This is a genomic window from Thermoanaerobaculia bacterium, from assembly GCA_035717485.1.
In the GTDB taxonomy this organism is placed as follows: Bacteria; Acidobacteriota; Thermoanaerobaculia; order UBA5066; family DATFVB01; genus DATFVB01.
The window spans coordinates 1-10,772 of sequence record DASTIQ010000229.1; the positions used below are offsets into that span (position 1 = coordinate 1).

The 10,772-nt window shown below is 71.2% G+C and carries 10 protein-coding genes; all 10 read left to right on the forward strand.

All coding sequences use genetic code 11. The features are described from left to right. The first annotated feature begins 82 nt into the window (after positions 1-82). Positions 83-2,173, forward strand: coding sequence for a TonB family protein (locus VFS34_12330; protein HET9795237.1), 2,091 nt, complete (start codon positions 83-85; stop codon positions 2,171-2,173). Positions 2,174-2,203: 30 nt separating this feature from the next. Further along, entirely contained in the window at positions 2,204-2,428 is a 225-nt protein-coding gene (locus tag VFS34_12335; GenBank protein ID HET9795238.1) for a hypothetical protein, read from the forward strand. A gap of 384 nt (positions 2,429-2,812) precedes the next feature. After that, positions 2,813-3,628, forward strand: a complete 816-nt coding sequence (locus VFS34_12340) for a helical backbone metal receptor (protein ID HET9795239.1) — start codon at positions 2,813-2,815, stop codon at positions 3,626-3,628. Continuing rightward, positions 3,625-4,596 (forward strand): iron ABC transporter permease, encoded by a 972-nt coding sequence (locus VFS34_12345; GenBank protein ID HET9795240.1) that lies wholly within the window; start codon positions 3,625-3,627, stop codon positions 4,594-4,596. Before VFS34_12340 ends, VFS34_12345 begins: the two co-directional genes overlap by 4 nt. Beyond that, complete coding sequence (locus VFS34_12350; GenBank protein HET9795241.1) at positions 4,593-5,369, forward strand: ABC transporter ATP-binding protein; 777 nt, start codon at positions 4,593-4,595, stop codon at positions 5,367-5,369. The genes VFS34_12345 and VFS34_12350 overlap by 4 nt, the downstream gene beginning before the upstream one ends. Positions 5,370-5,409: 40 nt before the next feature. Next, a complete protein-coding gene (gene accD, locus VFS34_12355; protein ID HET9795242.1) occupies positions 5,410-6,252 on the forward strand; it encodes an acetyl-CoA carboxylase, carboxyltransferase subunit beta in 843 nt (280 codons plus the stop codon). Positions 6,253-6,388: 136 nt separating this feature from the next. Continuing rightward, positions 6,389-7,681, forward strand: a complete 1,293-nt coding sequence (locus VFS34_12360) for a folylpolyglutamate synthase/dihydrofolate synthase family protein (protein ID HET9795243.1) — start codon at positions 6,389-6,391, stop codon at positions 7,679-7,681. Beyond that, positions 7,678-8,994 carry a dNTP triphosphohydrolase gene (gene dgt / locus VFS34_12365; protein ID HET9795244.1) on the forward strand — a complete coding sequence of 439 codons (1,317 nt, stop codon included), beginning with the start codon at positions 7,678-7,680 and terminating at the stop codon, positions 8,992-8,994. Before VFS34_12360 ends, dgt begins: the two co-directional genes overlap by 4 nt. 25 nt (positions 8,995-9,019) lie before the next feature. Then, positions 9,020-10,282: a serine hydroxymethyltransferase gene (gene glyA, locus VFS34_12370; GenBank protein ID HET9795245.1), complete on the forward strand. Its 1,263-nt coding sequence runs from the start codon at positions 9,020-9,022 to the stop codon at positions 10,280-10,282. Between the two features lie 91 nt (positions 10,283-10,373). Then, positions 10,374-10,685, forward strand: a complete 312-nt coding sequence (locus tag VFS34_12375) for a hypothetical protein (protein ID HET9795246.1) — start codon at positions 10,374-10,376, stop codon at positions 10,683-10,685. Positions 10,686-10,772: the final 87 nt, after the last annotated feature.

Sequence of the window (10,772 nt, forward strand, 5' to 3'; positions counted from 1 at the left end):
GCCCGCGTCCAAGCCGGCGGCGGCCCCGCGGCCTTCGACGGATCTCGAGGTCGACCACCTGATTTCGTAGACGCTCTCGGGGATGGCGATTCCCGCGGCGAAGCCCCGGCCCGCCGCCGCGCCGCCGCCCCCTCCACCGCCGCGTCCCGCGCCGGCGCCGGTCGCTCCCGCCGCCGCCGCGGCGAAAAAGGCTCCGGCGGCGCCGTCCGACAAGGACCGGTTCGGACAGTTCCAGCTCATGGAGAAGATCGCGACCGGCGGGATGGCCGAGGTCTACAAGGCGCGGATGAGCGGCGTCGACGGCTTCCAGAAGATCGTCGCCATCAAGAAGATCCTCCCGCACATGGCCGCGTCGGACGATTTCATCACGATGTTCGCCGACGAGGCGAAGCTCGCCGCCCAGCTCAACCACCCGAACATCATCCACATCTACGATCTCGGCAAGGTCGAGAACTCCTACTACATCGCGATGGAGTACGTGGAAGGGCGCGATCTCCGGACGATCCTGAAGTCCGGCGCCGAGCACGGGTTGCCGCTCCCGCCCGAGCTCGCCCTGTTCATCGCGTCGAAGCTCGCGGCGGCGCTCGACTACGCGCACCGCCGAAAGGACTTCAACGGGCACGACCTTTCGCTCGTCCACCGCGACGTCTCGCCGCAGAACGTCCTGATCTCCTACGAAGGGGACATCAAGCTCTGCGACTTCGGCATCGCGAAGGCGGCGTCGAAGTCGTCCCAGACGCAGGCGGGCGCGCTCAAGGGCAAGCTCCAGTACATGTCGCCGGAACAGGCGTCGGGGAAGCCGCTCGACCGGCGCAGCGATCTCTTCTCCCTCGGAAGCGTTCTCTACGAGATGCTCACGGGAGAGAAGCTCTTCGCCGGAGATTCGGACCTGACGATCCTCGACCAGGTCAGGAACGTGAAGGCGTCCGCGCCCTCGTCGAAGAATCCCGACGTTCCCAAGCGGGCCGACGCGATCGTCCTCAAGGCGCTCGCGAAGAGCCCCGAGGACCGCTACCAGAACGCCTCGGACCTGCAGCGCGACCTCGAGTCGGTCCTGTACACGTTCTCTCCCGCTCCCGGGAGCGCCGACGTCGCGATCTACCTCCATCACCTGACGGCCGAGGAGAAGAGCGCGACCGCGGGGAGCGATCGCGCGTTCGACCAGGCGTTCACGCCGTCCAAGCCCGAGCCCGCGGCCCCCGTCAAGTCCAAGAAGGCGAAGGGCACGGTCGTGCAGCGCAAGACCGGAACGGTGCCGGGCGTGCCGATTCCTCCCGTCCCTCCGCCGGCTCCGGGGGCCGAACCCGCCGCCGCGGCGGAGGTCGCCGAGGGCGTCAAGCACGACACGAAGAGCGGCGTCTTCGGCGCGTATTCGTCGAAGCGGGTCGAGGCGGAGAAGAAAGGGAGGGCGCCGCTCGTCGCCGGGATCGGCGTCGCCGCGCTCGTCCTGGTCGGCCTCATCGTCGCGCTCACGCGCAAGCACCCCGCCGCGGCGCCTCCGCCGGCTCCCGCGGCCACCACGACGACCGCCGCCTCGACGACGCCGGCCGCGCCTTCGACCGCGACGAGCGCCACCAGCTCGACGCTCAGCGAGAAGCAGATCGAGGAAGAAGTCAAGAAGCAGCTCGCGCAGAAGCAGAAGGAGATCGACAAGGCGCAGGCGGCGCAGAAGAAGAGCGCGGCCGCTCCGCCGCCGCCGGCCGCCGCGCCGGCGCCCACCACCGTCGCGGCGAATGCGATCAAGCCCCCGGTTCCGATGCCGATCGCTCCCGAGCCGACCGCCGAGCAGCCGAAGCCGATCAACGTTCCGCGCCGGATCGAGAGCGCGCCCCCGCCCCCGCCGGCCGCGGTCGAACCCGCCGCCACGGTTTCGCGGGGCGACCTCGTCGGGCCGGGTCCGGGCGTGACCGAGCCGGAGCTCGCGTCGCGCCTCTCGGTGAACTACCCGCTGGCCGCGCGCCAGGAGCGCGTTTCGGGCCGCGTCGTGATCCTCGCCCTCGTCGACGAGAACGGCAATGTCCAGTCGGCGCGGGTGCAGACCGGCGTCGCATCGAAGACCGGCGTCAACCAGGCGATCGTGGACGCCGTCAAGAAGGCGCGGTTCCGGCCCGCCACGAAAGACGGCGTGCCGGTGAAGATGTACAAGGCGATTCCGGTCGACGTGAATCCGTAAGAGCCGGGTTCAGAGAAGGAGAGTTCCCCCATGACCCTTTCGGCGGAGCAGAAGAAGTTCTACGAACAGACGCTGGCGGTCACGAAGAAGGAGATCTCGGATCTGGAAGCCAACATCCAGGACGAGCTCGCCAAAGTCAAAGAGCGCCTGGCCGAGCTCCAGAACGCCCAGAAGGCCGCGCGCCAGATGTACGACGCGGCGTGCACCCGCCTCGGCGTGCCGAACGACCTGGAAGAGGCGGAAAGCGCTTCCTAGTGTCCGGTCCCGGGAATAGCTTTCGCGTCGTCCGGAGCGTCGCGGGGTAAGCTGCCAGTCGCCGCGATGAAGGCGATGCGGTGCCATCGTCGAGTCGCGGCGGCGCCGCAGATCGTCCCGCGCCGCCCGAACCCGAAGGCCGCCCGCACATTGCGAGCGATGGCGGTGTGGCCTCGCGGGCCCGATGCTCCCGACATCCGTTCCCGCGACGCGTCGTCCCCTCGTCCGCAAGCTGCCGGCGCGACGCTGAAGTCATTTCCGGGACGGCACACCGGCGTTTCCGTTTCCCGGCCGCCCGGCAACGGGCGCCTCGCCGGAATCCCATCGGAGCGTCCCCCCGACCGGAAGCTTCCGGCCGCTGGGGCATGGGCAGGTCTTCTCGCGATGCTCCTGTTCGCCGGAGCCCCGCTCTCCGCCGCCCCGCCGGCGGCCTCGTCTCCGGGGCCCCGGAGGATCGTCGCCCTCGCGCCGAATCTGACGGAGATCGTCTTCGCGCTCGGAGCGGGCGATCGCCTCGTCGGCGTCTCCGCCCGGTCCGACTACCCCCCGGCGGCCGCATCGATCGCCGTGGTCGGCGGGCTCGCCCCCGATCTCGAGAAGGTCGTCTCGCTGCGCCCCGATCTCGTCCTCGCGACCACGGAAGGAAATCCCGCGGCGGCAATCGGGATCCTCGCCCGGCGCGGCATTCCGGTGCTGACGACCTCGGCGCCGGATCTCGACGGCGTGCTCGCGTCCATCCGGGCGATCGCCGCGCGTCTGGGGAGCGCCGGGGAGGGGGAGCGGCTCGCCGCGTCCCTCGCGCGTCGGCGCGATGCCGTGCGGCGGGAGCGACGCGGCCCCCGCCGCTCGGCGATTCTCCTGATCTGGCCTTCGCCGCCGCAGGCGGCGGGGCCCGACACGTTCGCGGGAGACATCCTGAGGACCGCGGGCGCGCGAAACTGCCTCGGGCGCACGGGCTGGCCGGTCGTCTCCCCCGAATACCTGATCACCGCCGCGTGCGACGCGGTCGTGTACCCGGTCGAGAAGGACACCGCTTCCGTGTTCGCGCGCGCGTTCGGGGACGGGCCGCTTTCGGGGGTTCCGGCCGTCCGGGCGGGGCGAATCGTCGGCATCGACGGCGACCGTCTGATGCGCCCGGGACCGCGCGCCTTCGACGCGCTCGAGGAGCTCGCGGCCGCGCTCGGGAAGCTGCCGCGATGAGGACGAGGAGCGGGACGTCCACGGCGGCAGCCGTCGCGTCCGCTTTCGCGATCCTGGCGGCGGCGGCGGTCTTCGCGGTCCTCGCGGGGAGCGTGCCGCTCTCCTTCGCCGCGCTGCGGAGCGGGGATCCGGTCGCGCGCGCCGTTCTCGCGCTCCGGCTTCCGCGCGTCGCCCTCGCGGCCGGAACCGGCGGGGCGCTCGCGATCGCGGGAGCGGCCCTCCAGGCGCTCCTCAAGAATCCGCTCGCCGACCCGTTTCTCCTGGGGACCTCCGGAGGCGCGGCCGCGGGAGCCGCGATCGCGATCTTCTTCGGAGCGTCCGCGCTCGCGTCGCCGCTCGGGGCGTTCCTCGGCGCCGGCGCCGCGACCGCCGCCGTTCTCCTCCTCGCGCTGCGCTCCGGACGGATCGACCTGCAGCGGCTCCTGCTCGCGGGCGTGACCGCGAACGCCTTCTTCTCGGCGGTGATCCTCCTCCTCTTTTCGGCGTCTCCGGGCGCCCGCTCGCGTTCGATGCTCTTCTGGATGATGGGAAGTCTCTCGGAGGCGCGGGGGAGCGAGGCGGCCGCGCTCGCCGGGTATCTCGCCGCGGGCGGCCTGCTCCTCCTCGCGGCGGCTCCTTCGCTGAATCTCTTCCTGGTCGGCGAAGAGAGCGCCGCATCGCTCGGCGTGGCGGTGGAACGCACCAAGGCGGCCGTCTTCGCGGCGGCCGCGCTCCTCGCCGGCGCCGCGACGGCGTTCGTCGGCATCGTGGGTTTCGTGGGGCTGATCGCCCCGCATCTGTCCCGCCTCGCGTGGGGAAACGACCAGCGCCGGCTGCTCCCGTGCAGCGCCGCCGTCGGGGCGGCGCTCGTCGTTCTCGCCGACGCCCTCTCCCGGTATCTCTTCGCTCCGGCCGAGATCCCGATCGGCGCGGTGACCGCGCTCGTCGGCGTGCCGTTCTTCCTCGTCGCGCTGAGGCGGGTCTCGTGACGGAAGGCCTCGCGGTTGCGGCGCTCCGAGCGGGATACGGCAGGGAGACGGCGCTCGACGGCGTGGATTTCGCCGTCGCGCCGGGCCGCGTCGTCGCGCTCGCCGGCGAGAACGGTTCCGGGAAGTCGACGCTGCTGAAGGCGATCGCCGGCGTCGTGCCGCGCCGGACCGGCGACGTGCGCCTGGACGGGGAATCGATCCGCTCCTGGCCGCGCCGGAAGGTCGCGCGGTCGATCGCCTATGCCGCGCAGTCGGCGGAGCTGATCTTTCCGATCACCGTCCGGGATCTCGTCCTGCAGGGTCGCGCGCCGTGGCGCTCCGGATTCCTCTGGGAGAGCGACGAGGACCTCGCGATCGCGGAGGACGCGATGCGCGCCTGCGACGTGCGGGAGCTCGCGGACCGCGACGCGACCAGGCTCTCCGGGGGAGAGCGTCGGCGGGCGTTCCTCGCGCGTCTCCTCGCCCAGCAGGCGCGGGTCTGGCTGCTCGACGAGCCGACGGCCGATCTCGACCCCCGCCACCGCCTCGAGTTCCTCGAGGTGCTCGGGCAGGCGCACGCGCGGGCTCGGCCGATCGTCCTCTGGGCGACGCACGACGTCAACGAAGCGCTCGTGATCGCCGACGACATGCTCCTGCTGCGCCGCGGGCGCCTGGTCGCGGCGGGCGCGGTCGACGAGGTGCTCGCGTCCGGGTCTCTCGAGTCGGCGTTCTCGATCCGGGCCGCCATCGAGCGGGACGCCGGCGGGAGACCCCGGGTGACCTTCTCCCGGTAGCGGCTCGCCCGCGAAGCCGCGATGTAGAATCCGCAAATTCATGTGGTTCAAGAAGGACAAGGCTCCGAAAGAGCCGCGCCAGAACCGTCCCAGCAAGGTCCCGGAGGGGCTCTGGGTCAAGTGCACCGCGTGCCGCGAGATCATCTATGCCAAGGAGCTCCACCGGTTCGTCAAGATCTGTCCGCGATGCGGATATCACTTCCCGCTCTCGGCGACGGAGCGGCTGCGGTCGCTCTTCGACGGCGAGAGCTTCACGGTCGTCGAGAGCGAGCTCCGCTCGGGCGACCCGCTCCACTTCAAGGACAGCAAGCGATACCGGGACCGGCTGAAGCAGTACGAGGAATCCGTCGGCCCCGAGGACGCCGCCATCGTCGCGCACGGAGCCGTCGACGGTCTTCCCGCGGTCATCGTCGCGATGGAATTCGGCTTCATGGGCGGATCGATGGGGAGCGTCGTCGGCGAGAAGATCGCCCGGGCGGCCGAACGGTGCGTGCGGGAGCGGGCGGCGCTGGTCATCGTCTGCACGTCGGGCGGCGCGCGCATGCAGGAAGGGATCCTTTCCCTCATGCAGATGGCGAAGACTTCCGCCGCGCTCGCGCGCCTGGCGGAGGTTCCGCTGCCCTACATCGCGATCCTGACCGATCCGACGACGGGCGGCGTCACCGCCTCGTACGCGATGCTCGGAGACGTCACGATCGCCGAGCCGAAGGCCCTCATCGGTTTTGCGGGTCCCCGCGTGATCGAGCAGACGATCCGGCAGACGCTCCCGCCCGGTTTCCAGCGCTCCGAGTTCCTGCTGGAGCACGGGATGGTCGACATGGTCGTCGAGCGGAAGGATCTCAAGGAGACGGTGGGCAGATGCCTGCGTCTCCTGATGGCATGAACGCGGGAGCGGGGCGGCGCGGACCCGACGGGTCGTCATCCCCGCGCCTTCCCGCTGGTCCGGCCGCGCGCCGCGTCGGCGGCCTCCCCGTCGACAATACGCGAAACCCGGAACGCCGTCCCGTCGGACTTCCGAGATGACCCACCCCGCCCTGGAGCGTCTCGATTCCCTCTCGATTCGCGGGATCAAGCTCGGCCTCGAGCCGATCCGCGAAGTCCTCGCGCGGCTCGGGCATCCGGAGCTCGCCTCTCCCCACGTCCTGATCGCCGGGACGAACGGGAAGGGGTCGACGGCCGCCACCCTCTCGTCGATCCTCCGGGCCTCGGGGCTGCGCGCCGGGCTGCATACCTCGCCGCACCTCGTCGACGTCACGGAGCGCGTGCGCGTCGGGGACGAAGACGTCCCCGAGGGGCGGCTCGGGGACGCCCTGGCGGAGGTGTTTTCCGCCGCCGCGCGGCCGCCGGAGGTGCCGGTGACCTACTTCGAGGCCGTGACGGCCGCGGCGGAGAAGATCTTCGCGGAGGAGCGCTGCCGGGCGGCCGTCGTGGAGGTCGGCATGGGAGGACGCCTCGACGCGACGAACGCCGGCGACCCCGTCCTCTCGGCGATCACCTCGATCGATCTCGACCATACCGCCGACCTCGGCACGACGCCGGGCGCGATCGCCCGCGAGAAGGCGGGCGTCCTTCGCGCCGGCCGCCCCGTCCTCTCGGCCGTCGTGTCCCCCGAAGCGAGTGGCGTGATCGCGGCCGAGGCCGCGAGGGTCGGGGCGGAGCTCGTCGATGTCCGGGAAACGACGCGGGTTTCGAGCGCCCGCGAGACGGGGACCGGGCAGGCGTTCACGCTGGAAACGCCCGCGGGCCGCTATCACCTCGAGACGCCTCTCCGCGGGGCGCACCAGACCTCGAACGTCGCGACCGCGGTCACGGCGGCCGAGCGACTGCGCGCCCTCTTCCCCGAGATCACGGAGGCCGCGATCGTGCGCGGCGTCGCGGCCGTCCGCTGGCCGGGTCGGCTCGAACGGTTCCTCGTGCAGGGACGCGTCGTGTGGCTCGACGGATGCCACAACCCGGAAGGCGCGCGGGCGCTCGCGGCGTTCCTCGGCGCTCGCCGCGTCCCCTACGACCTGCTCTTCGGCGTGATGCGCGACAAGGACGCCCCGGGGATCGCGGCGCCGCTCTTTCCGTCCGCGCGCCGCATCGTCCTCGCCGCGCCCGCGGGGGATCGCGCGTTCCCGGCCGACGCCCTGGCCGAGCGCCTCGGACCGCTGGCCACGCGCGCCGAATGCGCCGCCTCGCCGGGCGAGGGGCTCGATCGTCTCCTGCGTGCCGGCGGCGCCGAGATCGTCGTCGCGGGTTCCCTTTTCCTCGCCGGAGAGCTCCGCGGAGCGCTCGTCGACGCCGACGGCCGGGGGCGCGCCATCGCATGAAGAAGACCGCGGTTCCGACCGCCTGGGAAGAACGGCAGGAGGCGCTGCTCTCCGTCGCCGCGTCCCGAAGCTCGAGGGCGTCTCGGCCGTACGGCGATCGCGCCGAGCGCGACGATCCGTTCCGCGCGGCGTACGCCCGCGACCGCGACCGAATCCTCCACTCGCGCGCGTTCCGGCGGCTCAAGCACAAGACCCAGGTCTTCATTCCGTTCGAGGGGGACCATTTCCGCACGCGGCTGACCCACACGCTCGAAGTGTCGCAGATCGCCCGGTCGGTCGCGCGCGCCCTCGCTTTGAACGAGGATCTCACCGAGGCGATCGCCCTCGGGCACGACCTCGGGCACACCCCGTTCGGGCATTCGGGAGAATCGGTCCTGGACGTTCTGCTCCGGGGAAACGATCCGGATTTCCCGCTGCCGGCCGAAGTCGCCGCCGAAACCGGCGCGTTCAAGCACAACTACCAGTCGGTCCGCGTCGTCGACCGCCTGGAGAAGCGCTACCCGCATCCGGGACTCAACCTCACGCACGACGTCCGCGAGGGAATCCTGAAGCACACCTCCTGGAAGCGCGACTTTCCGTTTCCGGTCGAATTCCCGGAAGGCCTGCGGCTCGGCTCCGGCGGATCGCTGGAGGCGCAGACGGTGAACTGGTCCGACGAGATCGCCCAGCAGGCGCACGATCTGGAGGACGGCCTCGCGATGATCCCGGAAGCCGCGATCGAGGAGCTCGAGATCTCCCGGCGCATCCGGAAGCAGCGCGGCCTCCCCGCCGACCGGGGGCTGCGCCGCGCGGAGCTCGTGCGCGGGCTCTACCGGGAGATGGTCGCCGACCTCGTGTCCGCGTCGGCGGTGCGCATCGACGCCTTCGTCGCGAAGCGGCGGATCGCGACGGCCGACGCCTTCGACCGCCTGCGCGACCGCCTTCCCGGGAACCTCGTCGGGTTCTCCGAAGAGGGGGGGCGGCGGTACCGGGAGCTCAAGACGTTCGTCTACGAGAACATCATCCATTCGTTCCCGATCGCGCGTCGCGACGGCCGCGCGCGCCTCGTTTTGCGCGGCCTGTTCCTCGCTTTCCACGCCAACCCGCGGCTCCTCCCGGACGACCTGCTCGAGGCGTACGCGCGCGAAGAGGGGATCCGTTTCCTCCGCCGCGTCCCCCTCGGGGAAGTCGCCCGGGAAGCGGAGAGGCGCTATCACCGCCGCCCGCGATTCCTTCGCGCGATCACCGACCACATCGCGGGGATGACCGACAAGTTCGCCCTGTCCGAGTACGAGTCGTTGACGACGGCCTTCCCCTCGCAGGGAGCGTTGTGAAAAGATCGTCGCCATGAGCCGCACCATGAGCCCCGTCGGGTTCCTCTCGCGCGATCTCGAGGTCGCGGATCCCGACGTGTTTCGAGCGATCCGCGAAGAGGAGCGGCGGCAGAACGAGAACCTCGAGCTGATCGCTTCGGAAAATTTCGTGTCCCGCGCCGTCCGCCAGGCGGCCGGGTCGGTGCTCACGAACAAGTACGCCGAAGGCTACCCGGGGAAGCGTTACTACGGGGGGTGCGAGTTCGTCGACCGGGTCGAATCCCTCGCGATCGATCGCGCCAAGGCGCTCTTCGGCGCGGACCACGCCAACGTCCAGCCGCATTCCGGGTCGCAGGCGAACATGGCCGTGTACCTGACGGCCCTCCAGCCCGGGGACGTCATCCTCGGAATGAACCTCTCGCACGGCGGCCATCTCACCCATGGACACCCGCTCTCCTTCTCGGGACGCGAATACAAGGTCGTCGCGTACGGCGTCCGGCGGGAGGACGAGAGGATCGACTACGACGAGCTGGCCGCGCTCGCGCGCGAGCATCGGCCGAAGCTGATCATCGCGGGCGCGTCGGCGTACGCGCGGACGCTCGAGTTCGGGCGTTTCGCCGAGATCGCCCGCGAGTCGGGCGCGGCGCTGATGTGCGACATCTCGCACATCGCCGGCCTCGTCGTCGCGGGACTCCACCCGTCGCCCGTTCCGGTCGCGGAATACGTCACGACGACGACCCACAAGACGCTCCGGGGGCCGCGCGGCGGGATGATCCTCTGCCGGGCCGCGTTCCAGAAGGACCTCGATCGGAACGTCTTCCCGGGCGTGCAGGGAGGCCCTCTCGAGCACGTGATCGCGGCCAAGGCCGTCTGTTTCGCCGAGGCGGCGGCGCCGGAGTTCGCCGCCTACCAGCGGAGGATCCTCGAGAACGCGCGCGCGCTCGCCGGGGCGCTCGCGGCGCGCGGATGGCGCGTGGTCTCGGGAGGAACCGACACGCACCTCTTCCTGATCGACGTCGGCGCCCGGGGAATCACGGGGAAGGACGCCGAGAAGTCGCTCGACGCCGCCGGCATCACGGTCAACAAGAACACGATCCCGTTCGATCCGCTTCCGCCGCTGAAGGCGTCGGGGATCCGGATCGGGACGCCGGCCGTGACGACGCGCGGCATGGGCGCCGGCGAGATGGCAACGATCGCCGAGCTGATCGCCGAGGTGCTCGAGGCCCCGGCGGACGAGGAGACGGGACGCCGCGTCCGCGCGAAGGTGCGCGAGCTCTGCGCGGCTTTCCCGCTCGACGCGGCGGAATAGGGGAGACGAAACCGGCCGCGGCGGCCGGAAATCGAATCGGGATCGCCCTCCGGATCCCCGGGACGGAAACGGTGCCCATCACGGTGATGTCATGAAAATCGACGAACTGGCGGCCGCGGTCGGCCTCGGCCGCGTGCGCGTGACCAACCGCGCCGACGAAGAGCTCCACGCCCAGCGGCTGAGGATGGACGAAGTCTGCGCCGGGGTCCCGCGCGGAGAGATCGTGGAAGAGCTCGCGGCCGACGGGAAGCCCTATCCGAGCTGCCGGATCGGCGCGCGCCTCGCGGACGGCACGCGGGTGGAATCGGTCTGGGCGTGGAACGCCAAGACCGGCTGGGCCGCGCTCATCAACGCGTACCGCGTCCCGCCCGCCGGGGACGCCGCCCGGGAGGGAACGTCATGAAGTGGCCTTTCGACCGTTGTCCGCTGTGCGGCGGCGACCTCGCCGACCGGGTCGTCGAGAAGCTCCTCCGCGGAGGAGTCGACACCG

Coding starts and splice junctions, on each gene's coding strand:
- accD (HET9795242.1), top strand. CDS start 5,410: ATGTGGTTCAAGAAGGACAAGGCTCCGAAAGAGCCGCGCCAGAACCGT.
- VFS34_12360 (HET9795243.1), top strand. CDS start 6,389: ATGACCCACCCCGCCCTGGAGCGTCTCGATTCCCTCTCGATTCGCGGG.
- VFS34_12345 (HET9795240.1), top strand. CDS start 3,625: ATGAGGACGAGGAGCGGGACGTCCACGGCGGCAGCCGTCGCGTCCGCT.
- dgt (HET9795244.1), top strand. CDS start 7,678: ATGAAGAAGACCGCGGTTCCGACCGCCTGGGAAGAACGGCAGGAGGCG.
- VFS34_12375 (HET9795246.1), top strand. CDS start 10,374: ATGAAAATCGACGAACTGGCGGCCGCGGTCGGCCTCGGCCGCGTGCGC.
- VFS34_12330 (HET9795237.1), top strand. CDS start 83: ATGGCGATTCCCGCGGCGAAGCCCCGGCCCGCCGCCGCGCCGCCGCCC.
- VFS34_12340 (HET9795239.1), top strand. CDS start 2,813: ATGCTCCTGTTCGCCGGAGCCCCGCTCTCCGCCGCCCCGCCGGCGGCC.
- glyA (HET9795245.1), top strand. CDS start 9,020: ATGAGCCCCGTCGGGTTCCTCTCGCGCGATCTCGAGGTCGCGGATCCC.
- VFS34_12335 (HET9795238.1), top strand. CDS start 2,204: ATGACCCTTTCGGCGGAGCAGAAGAAGTTCTACGAACAGACGCTGGCG.